The 22,842-nt window shown below is 64.5% G+C and carries 16 protein-coding genes; 9 read left to right on the top strand and 7 right to left on the bottom strand.

Annotated elements, in window-relative coordinates:
• Positions 1 to 379: 379 nt before the first annotated feature.
• The 8 genes from E0H92_RS27805 (at position 380) to E0H92_RS27835 (ending at position 10,486) form a co-directional block, all read left to right on the top strand.
• Positions 380 to 2,455, top strand: a complete 2,076-nt coding sequence (locus E0H92_RS27805) for an acetate--CoA ligase family protein (protein ID WP_238173634.1) — start codon at positions 380 to 382, stop codon at positions 2,453 to 2,455.
• A 5-nt stretch (positions 2,456 to 2,460) separates the two neighbouring features.
• A complete protein-coding gene (locus tag E0H92_RS45585; RefSeq protein ID WP_275670106.1) occupies positions 2,461 to 2,589 on the top strand; it encodes a hypothetical protein in 129 nt (42 codons plus the stop codon).
• Positions 2,586 to 3,347 (top strand): 3-oxoacyl-ACP reductase FabG, encoded by a 762-nt coding sequence (gene fabG, locus E0H92_RS27810; protein WP_238173614.1) that lies wholly within the window; start codon positions 2,586 to 2,588, stop codon positions 3,345 to 3,347. Before E0H92_RS45585 ends, fabG begins: the two co-directional genes overlap by 4 nt.
• Positions 3,348 to 3,420: 73 nt before the next feature.
• Entirely contained in the window at positions 3,421 to 4,653 is a 1,233-nt protein-coding gene (locus E0H92_RS27815) for a flavin monoamine oxidase family protein (RefSeq protein ID WP_131498266.1), read from the top strand.
• 135 nt (positions 4,654 to 4,788) lie between these two features.
• On the top strand, positions 4,789 to 6,303 hold the full coding sequence (locus tag E0H92_RS27820; RefSeq protein WP_131498267.1) for a N,N-dimethylformamidase beta subunit family domain-containing protein: 1,515 nt from the start codon (positions 4,789 to 4,791) through the stop codon (positions 6,301 to 6,303).
• Between the two features lie 117 nt (positions 6,304 to 6,420).
• Positions 6,421 to 7,902 carry a N,N-dimethylformamidase beta subunit family domain-containing protein gene (locus E0H92_RS27825; protein WP_131498268.1) on the top strand — a complete coding sequence of 494 codons (1,482 nt, stop codon included), beginning with the start codon at positions 6,421 to 6,423 and terminating at the stop codon, positions 7,900 to 7,902.
• Positions 7,903 to 7,961: 59 nt separating this feature from the next.
• On the top strand, positions 7,962 to 9,527 hold the full coding sequence (locus E0H92_RS27830) for a N,N-dimethylformamidase beta subunit family domain-containing protein (protein WP_131498269.1): 1,566 nt from the start codon (positions 7,962 to 7,964) through the stop codon (positions 9,525 to 9,527).
• Between the two features lie 110 nt (positions 9,528 to 9,637).
• Positions 9,638 to 10,486: an LLM class F420-dependent oxidoreductase gene (locus E0H92_RS27835; RefSeq protein WP_131498270.1), complete on the top strand. Its 849-nt coding sequence runs from the start codon at positions 9,638 to 9,640 to the stop codon at positions 10,484 to 10,486.
• Positions 10,487 to 11,128: 642 nt separating this feature from the next.
• On the opposite strand, the gene E0H92_RS27840 is transcribed toward E0H92_RS27835, so the two are convergent.
• From E0H92_RS27840 to E0H92_RS27855, 4 genes are all read right to left on the bottom strand, one after another.
• Positions 11,129 to 12,691, bottom strand: a complete 1,563-nt coding sequence (locus E0H92_RS27840; protein ID WP_131498271.1) for an ABC transporter substrate-binding protein — start codon at positions 12,689 to 12,691, stop codon at positions 11,129 to 11,131.
• A gap of 380 nt (positions 12,692 to 13,071) precedes the next feature.
• Positions 13,072 to 14,094, bottom strand: a complete 1,023-nt coding sequence (locus E0H92_RS27845; RefSeq protein WP_165550057.1) for an LLM class flavin-dependent oxidoreductase — start codon at positions 14,092 to 14,094, stop codon at positions 13,072 to 13,074.
• Between the two features lie 31 nt (positions 14,095 to 14,125).
• On the bottom strand, positions 14,126 to 15,553 hold the full coding sequence (locus E0H92_RS27850; protein WP_131498273.1) for a gamma-aminobutyraldehyde dehydrogenase: 1,428 nt from the start codon (positions 15,551 to 15,553) through the stop codon (positions 14,126 to 14,128).
• A gap of 13 nt (positions 15,554 to 15,566) precedes the next feature.
• The gene (locus E0H92_RS27855; RefSeq protein WP_238173615.1) at positions 15,567 to 15,890 is read right to left on the bottom strand and encodes a cupin domain-containing protein; all 324 of its coding nucleotides are present in this window, start codon (positions 15,888 to 15,890) and stop codon (positions 15,567 to 15,569) included.
• A gap of 298 nt (positions 15,891 to 16,188) precedes the next feature.
• Between E0H92_RS27855 and E0H92_RS27860 the strand changes: the two genes are divergently transcribed.
• Positions 16,189 to 17,535 (top strand): NAD(P)/FAD-dependent oxidoreductase, encoded by a 1,347-nt coding sequence (locus E0H92_RS27860; protein ID WP_238173616.1) that lies wholly within the window; start codon positions 16,189 to 16,191, stop codon positions 17,533 to 17,535.
• A gap of 62 nt (positions 17,536 to 17,597) precedes the next feature.
• Here E0H92_RS27860 and E0H92_RS27865 read toward each other — a convergent pair whose 3' ends face one another.
• The 3 genes from E0H92_RS27865 to purU all read right to left on the bottom strand — a co-directional run bounded on the left by E0H92_RS27865 (position 17,598) and on the right by purU (position 21,709).
• Entirely contained in the window at positions 17,598 to 18,203 is a 606-nt protein-coding gene (locus E0H92_RS27865; RefSeq protein WP_165550059.1) for a TetR/AcrR family transcriptional regulator, read from the bottom strand.
• A gap of 71 nt (positions 18,204 to 18,274) precedes the next feature.
• Positions 18,275 to 20,746 (bottom strand): GcvT family protein, encoded by a 2,472-nt coding sequence (locus tag E0H92_RS27870; protein WP_131498277.1) that lies wholly within the window; start codon positions 20,744 to 20,746, stop codon positions 18,275 to 18,277.
• 87 nt (positions 20,747 to 20,833) lie between these two features.
• On the bottom strand, positions 20,834 to 21,709 hold the full coding sequence (purU, locus tag E0H92_RS27875) for a formyltetrahydrofolate deformylase (protein WP_131498278.1): 876 nt from the start codon (positions 21,707 to 21,709) through the stop codon (positions 20,834 to 20,836).
• Positions 21,710 to 22,842 lie beyond the last annotated feature (1,133 nt).

The raw sequence follows: 22,842 nt of genomic DNA on the forward strand, positions 1-22,842 counted from the left end.
CGCGCCTTCGAGGGGCCCAGAGGCGCGAGCACGCCCAACGTCCTCCGGCCCTCGGCTAGCTCCTCGGCGGCGAACCTCTTCGGGGCTCCGACCGAGTCTTTCGTCTCCACTCCTCATCGGCCAGACTCCCATCAAGACCCCAGCCCACGCTGCGTGAGCATCGATCGCCAGCACTTCGCAACCGGCGCCAGGTGCCCACTGGCGCGGGGTCTCGCAGGCCGGCTGCACGTTGTGTACCTTGCAATATACAACACCTGATATGTACACTGCGGCACACCGTGTAGGCGTGCATGTGTTCCACCGTGCCTGTGTGAAATCCCCTTTTGGCTTTGGAGGGCTCTTGAACCCGCAAGCAACTGGCATCGACAAGACGGCGAGCATGATTCGGGCGCTTCGCAGCGCTCTTCGTCCCCGCTCCGTCGCCGTGGTTGGGGCCTCCTCCAGGGAGGACAGGTACGGGTCAAGTCTTGCTTACAGCATCATTGAGGGCGGCTACGCCGGGGAGCTGCATTTGGTCGGGTCGTCAGGTGGTACGTACCGCGGGCACGAGATCCTTCCATCGCTGTCGGCGATCGGCTCGCCAGTCGACCTTGTCTTGGTCGCGGTTCGAGCGGATGTTTGTCCCGCCATCGTGGCGGAGGCGGGGGAGCTCGGGGCAGGGTGCGCGGTGATCCTGGCGAATGGTTTCGCTGAGGCCGGGAACGTCGAGCTGAGCGATGAGCTGCTCGCCCGTGCGACCGACTCGGGAATGACCGTCATCGGCCCGAACACGATGGGCATCTATTCCGCGCCGGCCAGCCTCAATGCGATGGGGGAGGGAATCCCGAGCGGCCGGGTGGCTGTCGTCTCGCAAAGCGGCGCTGTCGGGATGGCGATCTATGAGGCGCTCAGGGTGTGCGATCTCGGCCTGTCGTGCTTCGTCAGCCTTGGCAACCAGTTGATGGTCAGGGCCGCGCACGTGCTTGATTACTTGGCGGAGGATCCAGAGGTCGACAGCGTCTTGGTGTACCTGGAAGGTATGGCTGAGCCGGCCGAGTTTCTCGACGCGGCCGGTCGGCTGGCACGCGAGAAGCCGGTTGCGGTCCTGCGCGGAGGGGTGACAGACGCGGGCGCGCGGGCGGCGGCTTCGCATACCGGGGCGATGGCCAGCGACGATGCGGTGATCTCCGCGGGGCTGCGCGCGGCCGGTGTGATCGATGCCAGGTCGATGCGCGAGCTCATTGTCGTCGCCCAGGCGTTCAGCGGCCAGCCGCTGGCGCAGGGTAAGCGCCTGGGGATCCTCACCGAGAGCGGCGGGTACTCTGTGATGGGCGCCGACGCGGCCGTGCGCGCTGGTTTGTCGCTGGAGCCCCATTCGCCAGAGATCCAATCGGCGTTGCGCGAGGTCGTCCTTCCTCAGGCCTCGGTCGTCAATCCCGTCGATTTCGTCGGCGTCAACTCCCCAGATGTCCTCCCGCGGACGATCGAGATCTCCCTGCAGTCACCCGACGTGGATGCAGTGGTTTATCCCGGGGCATTCGGTGGGCCCGAGCATCTAGAGGACCAGCTGACGTGGGCGAAGCAGATGGTTGCGGCTCGCGACGCGGCTGGTAAGCCGTTGGTGCTGCAGACCTACTTCCCCTACAGCGGGGCCGAGAGTCTAGCCTATCTGCGTGCGCACAACGTGCCGGTGATCGAGTTGATAGAAGATGCGCTAGCCGTCTTTGTCTACCAAGCCGACCGGAACGCGCTTCACGGTCAGGGCCGGACCGGCTGGGTCGAACGCAGCGCATCGGCGGCGAGCCAGGTCGGCCGTACCCTGCGTGAGGACGCCGCTCGGGCCTGGTTCGACGCCCGCGTTGACATCGGGCTTCCGCAAGCGCTCGTCGTCGCGAGTGAAGACGAGGCCCTTGCGGCGCGAGCCGACTTCACTGCCAGCCAGCTGGTGATGAAGGTCCTGTCCGATCCCGTCAGCCACAAGTCCGATGTCGGTGGCGTCGTGGTCGGCATCGAGAGCGCCGAGGACATGCGCGCTGCTTGGAAGCGAATGGCCGCGATCTGTGCAGATCACGGCACCGAGGCTGCCGCGCTCGTGACACCGTTTGTCTATCCGGCCGTCGAAGCTTTGGTGGGCGCACTCAAGAACTCACCGCTCGGGCCGCTGGTGATGGTCGGCGCCGGCGGCGTCTACGCCGAGGACATCGGTGACCGAGCGATCCTCTTTCCACCATTCCAGCGCGCCGACATTGAGGAGGCCATCGACCGCCTCGGCGTGCTCGGCAGCATCGTCAACTCGCGCCGCGCCGCGCCAGCGATCAGAGATCACCTGATCGAACTGGTCGCCAAGGTGGGCGAACTGGTTCTGGGCTCGGATGATCTGCTCGAACTCGACCTCAACCCGGTTGTGCTAGCTGCGTCCGGGCCTTCGATCTTGGATGTCCGCGTCACGCTCCGCGAGGTCACCGAACCTGGCTAGACGCCATGATCTCGGACACGGTCGCGAGCAGCTACGGCAACAACCTCGCGCCCGTGATCCGCAATGTGCTCGAGAAAGTCATGCAGGACCAGTTGGATGCGTTGTTGATCAATACAACGGAGGAACCGTCGTGAACTTCCTGGCGAACAAGGTCGCTGTCGTGACCGGTGCAGCCCGCGGCATTGGTGCCGCGACCGCGGCGCGGCTCGCGGCCGATGGAGCTGCGGTGGCAGTGCTCGACCTGAATGAGGGTGACGTAGAAGGCGCCGTCGGCGAACTCGTGAAGGGCGGCGCGACGGCGGCGGGGTTCCCGTGCGATGTGTCTGACTCGGCGGCCGTTGAGAAGACGTTCGAGGCGATCCGGACCCAGCTCGGCCCCGTCGGCGTACTCGTGAACAACGCGGGTGTGCTTCGGGACAACTTGCTGTTCAAAATGTCCGAGGATGACTGGGAGACCGTGATGGGCGTGCACCTGCGCGGAAGCTTCCTGTGTGCTCGGGAGGCACAGAAGTCGATGGTCGATCAGCGCTGGGGCAAGATCGTGAACCTCAGCAGCAGCTCGGCTCTGGGCGCGCGCGGCCAAGCCAACTACTCGGCTGCGAAGGCTGGAATTCAAGCATTCACCAAGACTCTCGCGATCGAGCTGGGACCGTTCAACATCAACGTGAACGCGGTGGCTCCAGGCTTCATCGAGACGGCGATGACCCGAGCGACGGCTGAGCGTATCGGCGTCCCCTTCGACGAGGTCAAGGAATCATCGCTACACGAGATTCCGATGCGGCGCATCGGCCAGCCGGAAGACGTAGCGGCCGTGATCTCGTTCCTGTGCAGCGACGATGCCAGCTACGTCGCAGGTCAGACCGTCTACGTCACCGGCGGACCCGCGAGCTGAGTGCCAGACAGATTGTTGCTAGAAGCGTGCACCCTGCGAGCCATGACGTCAGAGGCGAGAGAGGCGAGTAATCATGAGGATTGCGGTCATCGGAGCGGGGTTGGCCGGTCTTGCGGCAGCAGACGAACTCCATCGGGCCGGGGCAGATGTGGAGGTCTTCGAGGCCTCTGAACGGGTTGGCGGTCGGGTATGGTCGGTGCCCTTCGGCGAGCTGGGCACGGTCGAACGCGGAGCGGAGTTCGTGTTTCCTGGTTATGACGAACAACGTCGGCTGATCGACCGGTTCAGCCTGGAGCTTCGCCGTAAGGGGATGCCGTACGGGGTTCGTGAGCCGCGGGGGGGCGAGCCGACGTCTTCGGAGGAAATGAAGGCGGCTGTGGAGAGGCTCGAGACGGATCTGACTGACATGGGTGTGACTGACGATTGCACTGTGTCGGAGGCCCTTCGCATCGCTGGCGTGCCCTCGGCGGTCGCTGAGGCTCTGAAGGCTCGCGTCGAGATCAGTTGTGGCCACATCGCTGATGACCTCAGCGTCAGTGAGCTCACGAGTGCGGGATTCGACGACTCCGACTCGCACACCATCGTTGGTGGCAACATGCGCCTGGCCGAGTGCTTGGCCGCGTCGCTCGAGCGCCCCGTCAACCTCAACGTGCCGGTAACGAGGGTCTCGCAGACCGGCACCGGCGTCGTGGTCGGTACCGCAAGCGGCGAGATATCTGCAGACGCGGCGGTTGTCGCGGTGCCGGCGCGGCTCATCGACGACATCACGTTCGAGCCCGCGCTGCCGGCCGCCAAGCAGACGAAGAGCCTGCTGTATGCGCACGGCGTGAAGCTGTTTGTGCGCCTCGTGGAGCCCGTGCCGCCGAGCGCGACGCTGTCGGTTCCCGGACGCTATTGGTGCTACACCGAGCTGGACCGCGACGGCGCGCCCCGTCACATGCTCTCCGCACTCGCTAACACCGACTCGGGACTCGCGGGGCTTGACATCGACAACGGTCCTGAGCTTTGGCTGGATGCGCTCGAGCAGCTGCGGCCGGATCTGCGACTGGACCGGTCGGCCGTGATGCTTTGCACCTGGCATGACCAGCCATGGATTCGAGCCGTCCAGGTAGCGCGCTCGGTCGCTCGTCCGGTGGATGACGAGGCCGTGGCACGCCCCGTCGGGCGACTCAGCTTCGCTGGAGAACACACGGCCGGCGAAGGCTGGCATGGGTCCATGGAGGGCGCGATCCGTAGCGGTCAACGCGCCGCGAGCGAGGCGCTTGCCGCCGCCCGCGGTCAATGCGCATCCACCGCACCTCGGTAGGTCAGCCCGGGTGGCTGTCGCGCATCGGGGAGCCGGAGGTGGTCGCGGCGATACGCGCGCATGGACGGGGAGTGTGGGCCGGCACGGAAGCCCGTGAGTCGGCATCGGTTTCGGAGTTCTTCAGAGGAGAGGTAGATGACTGCGTCGAGCAACAATCCCATCGTGGCTGAGAATCTCAAGCCGGGAACCTTGTCATGGCTCCCCGAGCGTTTGCGTTTTACGCCGAGCCCGCCGTCCGTTGGGGAGCGCGACCTGACCTACTCCCCGCTTGGGGAGTACCAGCGTGATGAGTACAGGAACCGGGACGAGGGTCGCTCTGAGAGGATCGAGGGGTGGTGCTCGCATGCGAGTGTCAAGGCCGGTGATGTGCTGCAGATCTTTGTGAGTACGGCACCTGCTGGCGAATTCATGCTGGACATCTATCGGATGGGGTATTACCAGCGCCTGGGTGCGCGACAGGTGATGAGCGCCGGTCCGATCGAGGGCGTTGTGCAACCGGTGCCTAGCCCTGATGATGAGCGTTTGATGGAGTGTGCGTGGTCGCCGTCGTATGAGTTCTCGATTCCGGCGGACTGGGTCAGTGGTGTGTATCTGGGGAAGCTGACGAGGGTCGACGACGGTACTGAGAACTACTTGGTGTTTGTGGTGCGGGATGAGCGTGAATCCGAGTTGATCGTGCAGACCTCGGACTTCAACTGGCAGGCCTATAACGGCTGGCCGAATTCGTACTCGTTGTACTCGAACGGCGGGCCCAGCCTCTACTACGGGATGGACGTGGCTGTCAGCTTCGAGCGGCCCTATTTGCCGACCTGGTCGACAGCGATCCCCGGTACTGGTGAGTTCTTCGTGTTCGAATTCCCGATGACGTACTGGCTCGAGAAAATGGGCTATGACGTGACGTATTGCTCGAATCTCGACACGCATCTGGGGACCGCCGGGCTGTCCCGGGCTGCAGGGTTTTTGTCGGTCGGCCATGACGAATACTGGACCGTCGACATGTACCACAATGTGCGCGCCGCGATCGACGGTGGGCTCAGCGTGGGCTTCTTCTCTGGGAACTCCGTCTGCGCGGCGATCGGCCTGCGGCCGAGTGCTTCGGGCCGACCGGACCGCGTGTTCTCCCGCGTCGACCAGTTCGGGAATGATGCACTTCTCGCTCGCTACCCCGCCGACCATCCAGTCGGAGCCGCGTACAGGCACACTCCGGTTCCGGGCAAGGCACCGGACGAGGGGTATCTGATCGGCGCGAGGAATGATCCGCCGTGGTCTGGCAGCGCGGACTGGGCGTGCAGTTTGCCTGACCATTGGGTGTTCGAGGGAACTGGGATGGCCGCGGGCGATGCGATTCCCAATCTCGTCGGGCATGAATGGCATGGTGCGCCGGCCGAGGACATCGAGGGTCTGGAGGTCGTGTCCAGGGGGACGACGCACGACCCTTCGGTGGGCCCTGGCGAGTACACCGCGACGGTCTATCCCGGACCCAAAGGCAACGTGGTCTTCAACGCGGCAACGGTGTGGTGGTCCTCAGGGCTTGCGCAACCGCCTGGATACCAGCGTCCGAGTTCGAGCGCGCCGTGCGCGCGGCCTGACGGGCGAGTCCAGCGCATCACCGAGAACGTGCTCTCGAAGATGCTCGCACGACGAGCGTGATCGCCGAGTGACCCTCAATGTGATCTCGGCGAACGCGCTCATGGTCGGGAGGTCGGCGGGCATGGAGGCCAGGTGAGTTGGCATCGGTTTCTGAGTTTCTTCAGAGGAGAGGTGTAGATGACTGCGTCGCGTAACAATCCCATCGTGGCCGAGAATCTCAAACCGGGAACCCTGTCATGGCTCCCGGAGCGCCAGCGCTTCACACCAACCATGTCGTACGACGAGACTCCCTGGGCACGCAGCGACCGGGACTCGGGTCGGTCTGAGAGGATCGAGGGGTGGTGCTCGCAGGCGAGTGTGACGGCGGGTGATTCGCTGCAGGTTTTTGTGAGTATGGCTCCTGCTGGGGAGTTCATGCTGGATGTGTTTCGGATGGGGTATTACCAGCGACTGGGTGCGCGGCAGGTAATGAGCGCCGGCCCGATTAACGGCATTGCTCAGCCGGATCCTAGTCCTGACTCCGAGCGTTTGATGGAGTGTGCGTGGTCGGCGTCGTATGAGTTCTCGATTCCGGCGGACTGGGTCAGTGGCGTGTATTTGGGGAAGCTGACGAGGGTCGACGACGGTACCGAGAACTACATCGTGTTTGTGGTGCGGGATGAGCGTGAAGCCGAGTTGATCGTGCAGACCTCGGACTTCACTTGGCAGGCTTATAACGGTTGGCCAACCTCGTACTCGCTGTACTCGAACGGCGGACCCGACCCTTACTACTGGACTGAAGTCGCCGTGAGCTTCGAACGGCCCTACTTGCCGGCCTGGTCGACAGCGATCCCCGGTACTGGTGAGTTCTTCGTGTGGGAGTTCCCGTTGACGTACTGGCTCGAGAAAATGGGCTATGACGTGACGTATTGCTCGAACCTCGATACGCACCTGGGCACCGCCGCGCTGTCTCGGGCTGCAGGGTTCTTGTCGGTCGGCCATGACGAATACTGGACAGTCGAGATGTATGCCAACGTGCGCGCCGCGGTCGACGCCGGGGTGAGTGTCGGCTTCTTCTCCGGAAACGTCTGCTGGGGGGCGATTGGCCTGCGGCCGAGTGCCTCGGGACGAGAGGACCGCGTGTTCTCCCGAATCGACCGCTTCGGAGAGGAGGCACTCCTCGCTCGCTATCCCGCCGACCATCCAATCGGGGCCCAACACAGGGCGCAACCTGTTCCGGGCGATGCACCGGACGAAGGGCAGCTGATCGGCGCCAAAAGTGCAGTGCCGTGGACCGGCTGTGCGGACTGGGCGTGCAGTTTGCCTGATCACTGGGTGTTCGAGGGAACTGGGATGGCCGCGGGCGATGCGATTCCCAATCTCGTCGGGCATGAATGGCACGGTCACCCGGCCGAGGACATCGAGGGTCTGGAGGTCGTGTCCAGGGGGACGACCCACGACCCTTCACTAGGCCCTGGCGAGTACACCGCGACGGTCTATCCCGGACCCAAAGGCAACGTGGTCTTCAACGCCAGTACGTGTTGGTGGGCGACCGGGCTTGCGCAGCCGCCGGGTTACCAGCGTCCGAGTTTCCAGGACATGCCGAGCGCGCGGCCAGACGCACGAGTCCAGCGCATCACCGAGAACGTGCTCTCGAAGATGCTCGCATCACGAGCGTGATTCTCGCCGAGGCACATGAGTTGCCATCCGATCCGGTGGACCTCAGAGGAGAGGTGTAGATGACTGCGTCGCGTAACAATCCTATTGTGGCGGAGAATCTCAAGCCGGGAACCCTGTCATGGCTCCCGGAGCGTCTGCGGTTCGCCCCAACCACGTCGTCATGGGCTTCGGAGCGTCCGCGCCATACACCGGGCACGTCGCTCAGCGACACTCCCGGGCCGGACGACGAGACCTATCTCCCTGTCGGGCATTACGGAGACAACGACGGCGACCGGGACTCGGGTCGGTCCGAGAGGATCGAGGGGTGGTGCTCGCGTGCGAGCGTGAAGGCTTGTGAATTGCTGCAGGTTTTTGTGAGTATGGCTCCTGCTGGGGAGTTCATGCTGGATGTGTTTCGGATGGGGTATTACCAGCGTTTGGGTGCGCGGCAGGTGTTGAGTGTCGGTCCGATCAGTGGCGTTGTGCAGCCGGATCCTAGGCCTGATGCTGAGCGTTTGATGGAGTGTGCGTGGTCGCCGTCGTATGAGTTTTTGATTCCGGCGGACTGGGTCAGCGGTGTGTATTTGGGGAAGCTGACGAGGGTCGATGACGGTACCGAGAACTACATCGTGTTTGTGGTGCGGGATGAGCGTGAAGCCGAGTTGATCGTGCAGACCTCGGACTTCACTTGGCAGGCCTATAACGGCTGGCCGACCTCGTACTCGTTGTACTCGGACGGCGGGCCTGATCCCTACTACGGGACTGAGTTGGCTGTGAGCTTCGAGCGGCCCTATTTGCCGGCCTGGTCGACAGCGATCCCGGGTAGTGGTGAGTTCTTCGTGTTCGAATTCCCGATGACTTACTGGCTCGAGAAAATGGGCTACGACGTGACGTATTGCTCGAATCTCGACACCCACCTGGGCACCGCCGCGATGTCTCGGGCAGCCGGGTTTCTGTCGATCGGTCACGATGAGTACTGGACTGTCGAGATGTATCACAATCTGCGCGCTGCGGTCGACGCCGGCGTCAGCCTCGGCTTCTTCTCCGGGAACATCGCCAACTTCTCGATTGGCCTTCGGTCGGGCGCCTCGAGACGACCGGACCGCGTGTTCTCCCGTATCGACCGCTTCGGCGAACAGGAACTCCTCGAACGCTACCCACCTGACCATCCAATCGGGGCCGTCGCCAGGAATGAGTGGCCCGTCCCGGGTGAGGCGCCGGCCGAGGGGCAGTTGATCGGCGCGGGCAATGAGTTGCCGTCGTCCGGCTGTGCGGACTGGGTGTGCAGTTTGCCTGACCACTGGGTGTTCGAGGGAACTGGGATGGGCGCGGGCGACGCGATTCCCAATCTCGTCGGGCACGAGTGGCAGGGTCTGCTGGCGGACATCGAGGGATTGGAGGTCGTGTCGAGGGGTACGACTCACGATCCCTCGGTGGGGCCTGGCGAGTACATCGCGACGGTCTATCCCGGACCGCGGGGCAACGTGGTCTTCAATGCATCTACGTGCTGGTGGTCCTCAGGGCTTGCGCAGCCGCCCGGCTACCAGCGTCCGAGTTTCCAGGACATGCCGAGCGCGCGGCCTGACGCACGAGTCCAGCGCATCACCGAGAACGTGCTCTCGAAGATGCTCGCATCACGAGCGTGATCCTCGCCGAGCGATCCTCAATGTGCATCAACTCTCAGCAATCGGAGCCGGGCGCCCAGGATTGTTGCTACGGGCACATACCCCAGACTTCTTGAGGAGATTTACGTATCGTGGAATTCGGAGTCGCGATCTTCCCCACCGAGGACGTGCAGGATCCGCCGGAGCTCGCCCGGATGGCGGAGCAGCGCGGCTTCGAGTCCCTCTTGTTTCCTGAGCACACGCATATCCCGGCCAGCCGGGAATCGCCTTATTCGAGCGACGGGGCGGAGCTACCGCCCGAATACAGCCGCGCCTACGACCCGTTCGTTGCGCTGGCAGCCGCGGCGGTGGCGACTGAGCGGATCCGGATCGGAACCGCGATCTGCCTGGTGATCCAGCGCGACCCGATCATCACCGCGAAGGAGGTCGCATCTATCGACCGTCTCTCGCACGGCCGCTTCCTGTTCGGCGTAGGGGCCGGCTGGAACGCAGAGGAGATGCGCAACCACGGAACGGATCTCGCCCAGCGCTTCGGGGTGATGCGAGAGCGGATCGAGGCGATGAAGGCGATCTGGGCCGAGGACGAGGCGACCTACTCCGGCCGGCACGTCAGCTTCGACCGGATCTGGTGCTGGCCGAAGCCCATACAGTTGCCCCACCCACCGGTCTTGGTAGGCGGCAACGGACGCGGGGTCATCAATCGCGTCGTCGCGTATGGCGACGGGTGGATTCCCAACGAAGGCGGAGACGACGAAGACCTCGCGAGCAGGATTGGCGAGCTGCGGCGCGCCGCCGCAGAGGCAGGCCGCTCCCACATACCGGTGACCCTGTCGGGGTCGATGCGGGATCCGGCAGGACTCGAGCGGCTAGAGCAAGCCGGCGTCGACCGACTGGTGTGCTGGCTGCCGGCTCACGGCCGTGATGCAGTCGAGCGGGCGATGGACGACTCCGTCGCGGGCCTGGAGGCCTACCAGAGGTAGCTGCATTCGGCCACGGAATCTTGCTCGGTGAGTCCGGTCATGAGCGTCGACCAGGCGAACGGCGAGGTGCCGATGCCGCGGCCGATGTACGGGGGCACAGTACTCGTGCAACCCCGCTGCGATGACGGTCCGGGACACGCTACCCGCGATCTGATCGGCCTGTTCGCGGTGTCCGAGGCAGAGCAGCCCGAGCCATGCCGAGGTTGGCCGAGGTCGGGCAGGCCGAAGAGGAGCTTGGATTTGGCCACCGCAATCCACCTGAGCGTCGCTCGCGCACCAGCTCGAGGCCGGCTCTGCTTGTCGCCGCGGGCCGGCGCGGCGTGCATGTCCCGGTTCCTGGGGATGCCGTGGGCGGCGTCGGACAGTGCCGTGATCTTGAGCAACTCCTGGAGCTCGGCGGTCGCGCTGCCTGAGCTGATGCGCTATTCGTGGAACCCCGACCGAGATAGGCACATATTCGACGGTCTCGACGGAGGGCAGTGCGGACGGCGGCGCACTTTGCGTCGGCGAACGTGTACATGTCGCTCACCGATGCTCCTTCGCAAAGTGCGCTGCGGCCTTTTCAGAAGGACAGTTCCATCTTGGGTTCGCGGTTACGGCGCTCCATACCCACGCACCCGGACCCAATCCGGCAACTGCATGTCACTCGATCCAGGCGCCTCGGAAGTCGCTCAGCGCACCTGCAAAGGGTGCGGATTTGACGAGGCCGGCGACCTTGGAGCGGGCCACGTCGGAATGGTTGGTGAACACCGGAATGATGTAGCCGCCCTCGTCGTGCAGGATCTTCTGCGCGTCGGCCAGCAGGCTCTTGCGGCGCGCCTCGTCGCTGCTCGCGAGCGCCTGGTTGTACAGCGACGACCACTGAGCATTCTTCCAGCGGGTCTCGGGGTAGGGGGCGTCGGAGGTGAGCGCGTTGTTCCACGTCTGAGTAAGACCGAGGGCCCATTGCGAGCCGAAGAACGGCTTCTTGAGGTAGGTGGTAGAGAAGTAGCTTTCGTAGGGGACCTGCTTGACCTTGACGTTGACCCCGGCCCGGCCCGCGGATTCTGCCAAGAGGTTGGCGCTGGCGAGCACACCGGGCGTAGCGCTGGTGGAGTTAAGTTCGAAGGTCGCCGTCTCCATCCCCGCGGCCTTGAGCAGTGACTTGGCCTGGTCGGGGTCGTAGGAGATTTGCGGCAGGTCCGCGGCGTAGTACGGGTCGAACCATGCAAACAGGTCGTTGGCGACCTTGCCCTGGCCGCTGACCCCGTTGGACACCTGCTGCTCGCGATCGACCAGCAGGCGCAGCGCCTTGCGCACCCGCGGATCGTTGTACGGCGCGGCCTGCGTGTCCATCGCGTGAACGTTGCAGTTGCCAGAAGGGCTGTTGTACACGGTGAACTCAGGGGTCTGCTGGAAAGCCGCGAGATGTTCGAAGGCGATGCCGGTCACAGCGTCCACCTGACCGGACCGGACCGCGTTCGCCAGCGCATCGGCATCGGTGATCGACACGATCTGAAGGCCGTCAAGATAGGGCCCCTCCGAGACGAAGTCGCCGGAGCCGCCCCAGTAGTTCGGATTGGCGCTGAACACCGCACGCTGCCCGGCCGCGAAGCGATCCAGCTTGAACGGACCGGTTCCGATGAACTTGCCCCCGGCCCCCGGGTGGGTACCGTTCGGGAATATCGCCAGCGAGAATGTCGAGAGCGTCTGATCGAGCAGGAAGTTGGGCTGGCTCAACTCGATCAGCACCGTGGTCTTGTCCAGCGCCCTCACTGACTTCACCCGCCCGCTGAGCAGGGCGCCACGACCGTACGAACCGTTGGAGGCATTCAGGGCCCAGTTGTACGACCACGCCAGATCGGCCGCGGTCAGCGGTCGTCCGTCGTGGAAAGTCACCCCATCGCGGACCCGCAACTTCCACGCGGTCGCGCCCGGGGTTGCCTCCTGGATCAGCCACGGGATCGTCCGACCCTCAGGGTCTTGGGAGTAGGCAAGGTCATAGATCTGCCCGGAGCGTGAGCTGTCAATGTTGTTAAGGGGCCTGGTGGGATCGAGGGTCTCGCTCGACCCGCCGCCGAGCATCCCGAGCTTCAGAACACCACCCTTCTTCGGCGGCCCCGACGCGCGCTGGGCACCCGGCGACGACGACCCGGTGCACGCGCTCAACACCGGGATCGAGGCCGCAGCCAGAGCCCCCAGCCCTATGAAACCTCGCCGAGTCATCCCCGAAGGCTCAGCTGACGTCAACCCCGAGGGACCCTGTGACGAACTCACCACGGCCAACTCCCATCGTGATCAGGAATGATTCGACAAACAACCCCGCAGTCATCACGACCACGGACCCTGCCTGATACCGTATCTGAACTGCTTGTTATATAACGAGTGTTAAGGGAACGGTAGTGGCCGGGTACAAGCCTGTCAATGGTTCTGTGCTACGAGCGCTTTGCCCTTAGCCAGACAGGTGTGAAGGCGAGAGCGCAGCCTCCGAGTCGAATTGTCGAAGGGCGAACTCAGCGGCGGAGGAACACCCACAGAACACCTTCGTTTACTTCGACCCGCGGTCGGGCGTGGCCAAGCGCTGCGGGACTGTTGATTGCCTGCGGCTAGTTCGCCTCGGCCAAGCGTTGGAACAGGTCGGCGAAGGCCGCGTAACTACCCGCGAAGTCGGATGCCTTGGCGGGGAGCGGGTACAGCGTCAGTGCCGAGACGCCGGGAGCACGCACCCTCGCGAGCGCCTCGTCGACGTAGGCGGCCGATTCAGAGCGCGCCAGCGCCACTCCGACTTGATCGAGGAATTCATCGGGAATCGCTGCCGCCACTGCCTCGTGATCCCCTGCGGTCCGCTGAGTAATCACCGCTGCCGCGGTCTCGGCGCTGCGTAGCTCGGTAACGGCTTCTGTCAGTTGGTCGTCACTCAGCCCGGTGGCGATGAGCCGACGCAACGCATCGGCGGCAAGCTCCCGCGTCTCGTCCACGCACGCGTAAACCACTTGGTCGACGCGCAATCCGTCCGGGTCCCGACCGACCCGCTCGGCAGCTGATCTCGCGGCTTCGGCAAGCACGCCGATCCGCGCCGCCGTACCAACATGGAGGAACACGCCGTCAGCCTTCCGACCCGCCAGCCCAGCCATCTGCGGGCCGGCGGCCGCCACATAGATGGGCACGTGGTGGCTCGGCGTCGGGGCGGCCCGGCCCTCCGCGACGTAGTACCGCCCATCGACGTCGACATGCTCACCCGCGAGAGCGCGCCGCAGGATCTCCACGAACTCGCTCATGCGCCCGACGAGGTGATCCAGCGGCGCGCCCCAGGATGCCCGCGGGTGGCTCATCCAAGCGGCGGATCCGATCCCTATGCTGACGCGGCCAGGATAGAGGTGATCGAGCGATGCCAGGGTCTGCGCCATCAGCATCGGATGCCGCTTCCAGCGAGCTACAACGCAACTGCCCGAGACGAGTCCCGTGGTTTGGGCGAGGATCTCGTGACTGAACACCGACGGGTCCGCGTCGCCGTCAACCGTCCAGGCCGCGTGGAAGCCCGCCGTCTCAACGACCTTCGCAAGGCGCCGCAGCTCGGATACTTCGACGTTCTCCGCACCCAGGAGTACGGACGTGTTCCCAAGATTCATCAGAGGCCCCATCGGATCGGAATATCGCGGATCAGTAGTGCGCGCTCATGACGTGTTTGATGCGCGTGTAGTCGTCGAATCCGTAGCCGGACAGGTCCTTGCCGTATCCAGAGGAGCCGAATCCACCGTGCGGCATCTCCGACACGAAGGGGATGTGGGCGTTGACCCATACGCATCCGAAGTCGAGTTCGCGTGTCATCCGATCCGCGGTGCCGTGGTCGCGCGTCCACACGCTGGCGGCCAGCCCGTATCGAACCCCGTTCGCAAGTGAGAGCCCCTCCGCTTCATCGGCGAAGGGCTGAGCGGTGAGAACCGGGCCGAAGACCTCCTCCTGGACGATCCGGTCGTTCTGCTTGACCCCGCTCACAACGGTGGGTGCGAAGTAGAAGCCCCTGTTCCCGTGCCGGCCACCGCCCGTCTCGACCTTGGCATGCGCGGGTAGCTCCGTGAAGAACGCCTCCACCTTGGCGAGATGACTCCCGTTGTTCAGCGGACCATAGTCGGCGCGCTCGTCGGCGGAGTGTCCCGGCCTCGTGCTCTGGGCTTCCTCGACGAGAAGATCGACCAGCGCATCGTGAATGCTCTCGTGCGCGATGACCCGGGTCGCAGCAGTGCAGTCCTGGCCGGCGTTGAAATACGCCGCGCCGGCGATCTTCGCTGCGGCCGCGGCAAGATCGGCGTCCGGAAAGACCACCGCCGGAGCTTTCCCGCCCAGCTCGAGATGCACTCGCTTCAACGACCGCGCCGCCGAGGTCGCCACCTCGATGCCCGCCCGAACCGACCCCGTGATCGCCACCAGGCCGGGCACCGGATGCTCAACCAGATATCGGCCCGTCGTCGCGTCGCCGTTCACGACGTTGAACACCCCAGGCGGAAGTACTGTGCCGGCAATCTCGGCCAGGCGCACCGTCGAGCGAGGCGTGGTATCGCTCGGCTTCAGAACTACGGTGTTACCTGCGGCCAGCGCAGGTGCGATCTTCCAGATCGCCATCGCGAACGGGTAGTTCCACGGCGTCACCTGCCCGACCACTCCGATGGGCTCGCGGCGGATGCTGGACGTGTGCCCCTCGAGGTATTCGCCCGTTGCCTTGCCCTCGAGGAGACGAGCGGCACCGGCGAAGAACCGGAGCTGGTCGACGCCCTGGTCGACCTCTTCGCTCGCGATGTAGCGCAGGGGTTGCCCGGTGTCGCGCGCCTGCAGCACACTGAGTTCGTCGCGGCAGGCGGCGATCGCATCCGCCAGATCCAGCAAGTACGTCTGGCGCCGTCTGGGCGAGAGGCGTTTCCAGCCCTCCAGCGCACGTTCAGCCGCCTCGTATGCCCGGTCGACTTCCGATGGAAGCGTGATCGGGGAGCGGCCGTCCGGGTCCCCGGTCGACGGATCGACGAGCTCGATGAAGGAATCCGTCGCGGATTCGACGAGCTGCCCATCGACGAAATTGTTGATGGTCTCGGTCATGCCACGCCTCTCCTCACGCGACGTAGAGCTTGCGGAGCGTCGCGTGAACCGCCCAGGTGGTGCGCTCGTGCTTACGGAGACGAACGATCGATCCCGGCACCAGTTCGACGCGTTCACCGTCGTCGAAGGTGACGGTGGCCGAACCGGAGAGGACCGCGAAGACTTCATCGACTTCGACGTCAGTCGCGATACCTGGCGTCATCTCCCAGACCCCGACCTCGGCGCCGCCCACCTCGGCCAGCAATCGAAAGCCGGCCAGCGGGGCGCCTTGGACAATCTTCGTCGGGTCCAGCGGGGCCGTCGGGATCTCGCTCGCCGCGTCGAGTACGCGGTTCACGGCCACACCCCCTGACGGTCTCGGACCTGCATGAGCACACTTCATCTCCGGCCCCGGGCCGTGATCATTCCCGAGTCCGGCGTATGTATGTTCCTCGTTACAGTACACGCAAGCTATAACAGATGTTGTACATACTCAAGAGTCGTGCGAGGCTTGCCTGTAGGTCGATGACTCGCCGATCGCATCGAGTGAGACTGCAGAGGAGATTTCCGTGCCTACCGCGTCCAAGACCGCGTATGAACGCCACGCCCCGGACCCCCGGATCGTGGAACGAGCGCTGAGCAAGACCCGGCGCGGTGTGTACTGGATCGAGGAAGCCGGGAAGCCGGCAACCTACGAACCGCTCACCGAGTCGACGAATGCCGACCTGACCATCGTCGGCGGCGGTTTCCTCGGACTGTGGTCCGCCGTACACGCCCAGCGCCGCAACCCCGGCCAGCGGATCGTGCTTCTCGAGGCCGAGACGATCGGATGGGCGGCGTCGGGACGTAACGGCGGCATGTGCTCGGCATCGCTCACCCACAGCGACGAGAACGGGCGAAGGCATTGGCCGGACGAGTACGACCAACTCGTACGCCTTGGGGAGGAGAACTTCGACGAGTTCGAGAGTGACGTCGCCACCTTCGGAATCGACTGCCACTGGGAAAGGACCGGGGGTCTTTCCGTCGCTGTCGAGGAGTACCAGTTGGAGTCGCTGCTCAGCAACAAGGAATATTCAGGACACGTACTCGATGCCGAGCAGATCCGCAGCGAGCTCAACAGCCCGCTGTTTCTCGGCGGTGTGCGCAGCGACCCCGATGAACCAGGCGCGCTGGTTCAGCCGGCCAGGCTCGCCCAAGAGCTCGCTCGCGTCGCGACCGAGCTCGGCGTGCAGATCCACGAGGGCTCCCGGGTCGTTGGCCTGAGCACGCCCCGAGCCGGCACCGCCACCGTGAGCACAGAGCGAGCCGTCATCACCACCGACCGCGTCCTGCTCGCCACGAATGCCTTCCGGCCCCTGCTTCGTCGCAACCGGCTCATGACCGTCCCGGTCTACGACCACGTCCTGATGACCGAGCCACTCACCACCGACCAGATGGCCTCCATCGGCTGGCAGGGCCGCCAAGGTTGGGGCGACATGCCCAACTTCTTCGCGTACTCACGCCTGAGCAAGGACAACCGCATCCTCTACGGCGGCATTGACGCCATTTATCACGCCGGCCGTAGCGTCAAAGAGAAGTACGAGGATCGTCAAAAGTCGTTCAACAAGCTCGCGAGCCATTTCTTCGCCACGTTCCCGCAGTTGGAGGAGGTCCGATTCGGTCACCGGTGGGCGGGCGCGATCGACACCTGCACGCAGTTCGCCGCTTTCTACGGCATTGCCCGCCATGGACGGGTTGCCTACGCCGCCGGATTCACCGGCCTCGGCGTGGGCGCAACACGTTTCGCGGCCAACGTCCTGCTCGACCTCCTCTCCGGGAGCGATACGGAGAGGACAGGGCTGAAGATGGTGCAGAAGCGCCCACTCCCATTCCCACCGGAGCCGCTGGCAAGCATCGGGATCAACCTCACGAGGTGGTCGCTCGAGCGCGCCGACAACCGGCAGGGCCGGCGAAACGCATTCCTCCGTGCGCTCGACGCAGCTGGGCTCGGATTCGCCTCCTGAACAGATACGGCGTCGGCCCCGAATCGACGGGTTTGCTGGAGTCCGCCCAAGGAAGCGAGACTTCAGATCCCGATGAGACGTTGCGCCCCGATGACGAGTGCGTCGCCACGCCGTTTCCGCGCGGCCTTGCTCGAGACCCCGGCCGCGTCATCGAGCATGAACCCGTCGATCAACCTAATCAGCAACTCAGCCGTTTGATCGCTGGGCAGCACCGGGTTCAGCGTCCCGTCCCGCATGCCCGCGGACACAGCGTCGAGGATGATGTCCCGCCACGCGTTCTGAGTGGCACGCACCCCGGGCCGAAGTTCTGGATGTCGCGTCGCTGCTGCGCACGTTTCGATCCACATCACGCACCGGTGGTGGTCGCCGATCGCGCCTTCGATCAGCGCCATCAACCTGTCGGCCGGCGAAAGCTTGTTCTCGCCCAGCTTCTTCCACTGTTGGGCTCGTCGTTCACCGGCGACGTGCATCGTTTCTCGCAGCAGGTCGTCTCGGGTACCGAAGTAGTGCTGGATGAGCCCAATTGAGACGTTGGCCGCTTGAGAGACTTGCCTCAATCGCAAGGCGTCGTATCCGTACGTGGCAAGCAGTTTCTCGGCGGCCTCCAGGATCTCGCGCCTCCGCTGCTCCGCCAGACCCTCGGGCGCGGTGTGCGCTGATGTCTTCAACGTTCTGGACTCCCTGACTTCGTCTTCCGAAAGCTGGCACGGCGCCGAAACCTCACCTGCCGCGACCGATGCTAGCCCCTCAATCGTTGGTTGTCGGGGTCGTAGAAGGGGCGCGCTGACACGTCGGCCGGAACGCAGACGCCTCCGCAATCGATGTGGAAGTCGCCGGCCTCGGGCGTGTCGGCATCGATGACGCCTATGCCGCAGGCGCGGCCGATCGTGTATCCGTAGCTCCCGCTCGTCACGCGTCCCACTGGCAGCCCGTTGCAGAAGATCGTTTCGTCGTGAACGAAAACGACATCCGGGTCGCGGAGTGCCACGAACACAGTCCGTTTCGACCGCGAGGTTCGCGCGGCCAGCGCGGACCGACCGCTGAAATCTGCTGCCTTGCGCTTTGAGATCGTGAAGCCCAGCCCGGCCTCATACGGATCGTCGTGAGGGCCGATGTCGTGGCCGAGGTGGCGGAACCCCTTCTCCGACCGAAGCGAATCCAGCGCGAGGTAGCCGGCATGTCGAAGCCCGAGGTCCGTCCCTGCCGACACAATCGCGTCGTAGACGTTCACTGCTTGGTCGCTGGGCACGTAAAGCTCGTAGCCCAGCTCGCCGACGAAGCTGATCCGCAGAGCCAAGGCAGTGCCATCACCCACTTCGACCTCTCGCGCGTGCCCATAGGCGTGCTCCTCGTTCGACCAGCCGTCCGCTGAGACCCGCGTCATGAGCTCCCGGCTCCGCGGCCCCATGACGGCGATCGTGGCGTACGCCGAGGTGGCGTCGAACGCCGCGGCGCCGCGACCCCGGGTCAAGTGCTTGAGCATCGCCAGTGTCTTGGTTTGAGCTGCGGCCGGCGTGATGACCCAGAAGCGATCCTCGCCCAGGCGAACAACTGTCCCGTCCAGCTCGATCCCGCCGTTTCCGTTCAGCATCAAGGTGTACTTGACTCGCCCGACTTTGAGATCCACATCCGCGGTACACATGTGCTGAAGGATGTCGAGCGCGTCAGCTCCGGCCACTTCGACCTTCGTGAACGAGCTGAGATCGAACAGCGCGACCCCCGTGCGGGCGGCCTCATGCTCCCTACGCACGTTGTCGAACCAGTTCTGCTTCCCGTAGCTGTACTCGTACGCCGCCGAAGCAAGCGGCTCGGCATACCAGTCCGCCCGTTCCCAACCCACTCGCTCGCCGAAGCACGCATTCGCGTCGATCAGTCTGTGATGGAGTGGGGACCGGCGGACATCGCGTGCGGTGACTGGCTGGAGATTCGGCCAATGCATCGCGTACAGGCGCCCGAGCGCCTCGGTAGTCCGGGCGCGCAGGTAGCGCTGATTGTTCTGAACCTTGGCAAAGCGCTGGACATCGACCGCTGAGGAATCGAAGGTCGGACCACCGCCGATCATCCACTCCGCGAGTGCGCGTCCAGCGCCGGGGCCGTAGATGATCCCCTGCGAGTTGAACCCAGCTCCGACGAAGAGATTCCGTAGGTCGGCCGACTCCCCGAGGCAGAAGTGGCCGTCGGGGGTGAACGCCTCCGGTGCGTTGAGGAACCGCTTGTAACCCGCCGACCTGAGTATCGGCACACGTTCCTCAGCTGTGCGTCGAATCGGCGCGAAGTGATCCCAGTTGGCCGGAAACTCCATAAACCCTGAGGTGCCGATCTCGGCGAGACTGCGCGGAAGCCCATTCGGCTCGAACGCGCCGACGAGGAGCCGACCTGCCTCGTGCCGCACATACAGGTATCCGTCAAGATCGCGCAGGATCGGAAGACCAGCGTGAGCACCCTCGACCGGACCGGTGCGCACGTGCACATGCTCCGCCGCATACAACGGAAGTGTCGCGCCGCTTCGAGCCATGAGCTCGCGACTCCACAGTCCGGAAGCCACGACGACTCGCTCACACTCAATGTGTCCAACGGCAGTGTCGACTCCAGTCACGGCCCCCCGATGACAAGTGATTTGGGTGACCGAGACATTCTCGCGAACCAAGGCGCCGGCCTCATAGGCAAGTTTGGCGAACGCCAACGCGACATGTCCCGGGTTGACGTGTCCGTCCTCCGCATGGTGCAGGCCGCCAAGCAGATTGTCGGACACCGCAAGCGGAAACCGCCTCACGACCTCCTCGGCATCGATCAACTCCGCAGGACGGCCCATCTGCTCGGCCACTGCCGCCGCGTAGCGCAACTCGTCAAGCCGGCCGCGACTCCGGGCCAGGGAGATGGAGCCGCATTGATTGAACGAGACGTCGACGCCCGAATCGGCTTGCAATCGTTTGTACGTCGCGATGCCATAACCTGCGAGCTCAGTAAGCGGTGGAGTAGTACGGACGCTGGCCGCCAACCCCGCCGCGTGCCAGGTCGTTCCGCTTCCAATCACATTGCGCTCCAGAAGCAGAACATCGTCGTCCCCGTTCACAGCCAGGTGATACGCCGTACTGGCGCCCATGATGCCGCCACCGACCACGACTGTCCGTGCCCTGGAGGGCACCGGCCGACTGCCGGCATCGGGTGCGAACCTACGAGCAGTCAAGCTCTTGTCGACGAGTCGATCCATGACTTCTCTCAGGGTTAGGAGGAGTGGGAGGAGGGGTCTCGACGTGCATGACGCGGCGGCCGTCTGCCGATGCGATGACGGCGGGGATCACCTGAAGACCACGGTTCGATGACCGTTCAGAAGGATGCGCTGTTCCGCGTGCCACCGGACCGCCCGGGCAAGGGCGAGCATCTCCGCGTCGCGACCTGCCACGACCAGGTCTGCCGGTTCGAGGTGGTGGTCCACCCGGATGACCTCCTGCTCGATGATGGGACCCTCGTCGAGGTCGGCAGTGACGTAGTGCGCAGTCGCACCGACGAGCTTGACGCCCCGCTCATGCGCCTGGTTGTACGGGCGCCCGCCCTTGAAACTCGGCAAGAACGAGTGATGGATGTTGATGATGCGCCCTGACAACTGCGCGCAGACAGCATCCGAGAGCACCTGCATATAGCGGGCGAGCACAACGAAGTCTGCGCGGTACTCGTCAAGTAGCTCCATGAGTCTGGCCTCTGCGCGTGGCTTGGAATCAGGTGTGATCGGAACGTGAATGAACGGGATGCCATGTGAGCGGACCAGGGCTCCCAAGTCCGCGTGATTGGAAACCACCAGAGCGACTTCAACCCGTAATTGACCGGTACTCACTCGGTACAGCAGATCGTTCAAGCAGTGTCCAAGTTTCGAGACGAGGATCGCGACGCGCGGACGGTCAGCTGAGTCGGTGAGCGTCCAACTCATGTTGAATCTGTCGCCGATCAGGCTGAATTCCTCGCGGAGCTCATCCAGCGGTAGCGGCTGATGCAGGGAGGCGTTCACCCGCATGAAGAACCGGCCGCTGGTGGGATCGGCATATTGCTGACTTTCCCGAATCAGTCCCGCTCGCTCCCACACGAAGCCCGAGACCGCGTGCACGATCCCACCGCGGTCTGGGCAGGCCAGAGCCAACACGACATCGGAACTCGACGAAGAGGTGCGAACCGGATCCATGAAGCCACAATAAGCCTTTATTGCGGTCGCCGCACAACTGGTTTCGCGGGCTTCCCTTACCGGTGCGGCAGCGACCCGGGTTGGGGGCGTCTATGAGCTAAGGGGTCTGCCCCTCGATCGCTCAGGTCGCGAGGAGGTTCGGGATCTCTGAGTTCTGCCTGCAACGCTGGTTGAAGATCACCGACCGTGAGGCCGGGTTATCGGGTGAGCCCTCGCCGCCTGCGGCCGGCACGGCCGGCGGTGACCTGGAGGTCGAGACCCGCGAGCTGCGTCAGCGCGCCAAGCAACTGGCGCAGGAGAACGAGATCCTGCACCGACCTGGACTGGAACGACGCGCATCTGATCAATGCCGCGATCGACATCCATCACGACGACGCGGAGTTCGGTTACCGGTTCATCACCAACGATCTGGCTTGCCACGGCATCGTGGCCAGACGCAACAGGGTGAACCGGTTGTGCACGCGGCAGCGTCTGTGATCGCTGCACTCGCGCAAACGCGGGCTGAACCGCCCGGCCCGCCGGTGCACGACGACCTGGTCATGCACCGGTTCACTGCCCGAGGCCGACCCGCTCTGGCTGACCGACATCACTGAGCATCCCACCAGCGAGGGCAAGCTCTGCCTCTGCGCGGTGCAAGACGCCTGCTCCAGCGCATCGTCGGAAACTCCATCGGTGCCCGCATGACCTCCGAACTCACGGTCACCGCGCTGCCCGACGCCCCACGCTGCGCAGTGGGCACGATCGCGCGCTCCGACAGGGGCAGTCAATTCCGTTCACATAGTTACCTTCGAGCCTTTGCGCCACGCCCAGTTGCGCGGCTGCAGGGGACGCCTCGGCGCCTCCCTTTAACCGGCTAATCTGGACGCTTGTGCAGGTCACGACATGCCAATACTCAAGGGTTTCTGAGGTCCATGTGGCGGACGCGGTCGTGGTGATCGTTGTCGCGGGGTGTCCGTGCAGATCAGCGGCTGCCGGAGGGTGGCTAGCACGATCGGCGCGGTGACTGTGGCGTGTCGGAGACGTGCAGGGCGTGGCGGAGTGATCGTCGAGCGTCCCGGCCGTTCTCGGTGCTGGTCGCGTCGGTGGCTGCGGTGAGCGACTACACCTTGGACTTGGTGACCTCAATGCACGCG

The sequence above is a fragment of the Kribbella speibonae genome (assembly GCF_004331375.1).
In the GTDB taxonomy this organism is placed as follows: domain Bacteria; phylum Actinomycetota; class Actinomycetes; order Propionibacteriales; family Kribbellaceae; genus Kribbella; species Kribbella sindirgiensis.

Excerpts from the sequence above, each read along its gene's own strand:
- E0H92_RS27805 (WP_238173634.1), top strand. The coding sequence starts at position 380 with ATGATTCGGGCGCTTCGCAGCGCTCTTCGTCCCCGCTCCGTCGCCGTG.
- E0H92_RS45585 (WP_275670106.1), top strand. The coding sequence starts at position 2,461 with ATGATCTCGGACACGGTCGCGAGCAGCTACGGCAACAACCTCGCGCCC.
- E0H92_RS27815 (WP_131498266.1), top strand. The coding sequence starts at position 3,421 with ATGAGGATTGCGGTCATCGGAGCGGGGTTGGCCGGTCTTGCGGCAGCA.
- E0H92_RS27820 (WP_131498267.1), top strand. The coding sequence starts at position 4,789 with ATGACTGCGTCGAGCAACAATCCCATCGTGGCTGAGAATCTCAAGCCG.
- E0H92_RS27825 (WP_131498268.1), top strand. The coding sequence starts at position 6,421 with ATGACTGCGTCGCGTAACAATCCCATCGTGGCCGAGAATCTCAAACCG.
- E0H92_RS27830 (WP_131498269.1), top strand. The coding sequence starts at position 7,962 with ATGACTGCGTCGCGTAACAATCCTATTGTGGCGGAGAATCTCAAGCCG.
- E0H92_RS27840 (WP_131498271.1), bottom strand. The coding sequence starts at position 12,691 with ATGACTCGGCGAGGTTTCATAGGGCTGGGGGCTCTGGCTGCGGCCTCG.
- E0H92_RS27845 (WP_165550057.1), bottom strand. The coding sequence starts at position 14,094 with ATGAATCTTGGGAACACGTCCGTACTCCTGGGTGCGGAGAACGTCGAA.
- E0H92_RS27850 (WP_131498273.1), bottom strand. The coding sequence starts at position 15,553 with ATGACCGAGACCATCAACAATTTCGTCGATGGGCAGCTCGTCGAATCC.
- E0H92_RS27870 (WP_131498277.1), bottom strand. The coding sequence starts at position 20,746 with ATGGATCGACTCGTCGACAAGAGCTTGACTGCTCGTAGGTTCGCACCC.
- purU (WP_131498278.1), bottom strand. The coding sequence starts at position 21,709 with ATGGATCCGGTTCGCACCTCTTCGTCGAGTTCCGATGTCGTGTTGGCT.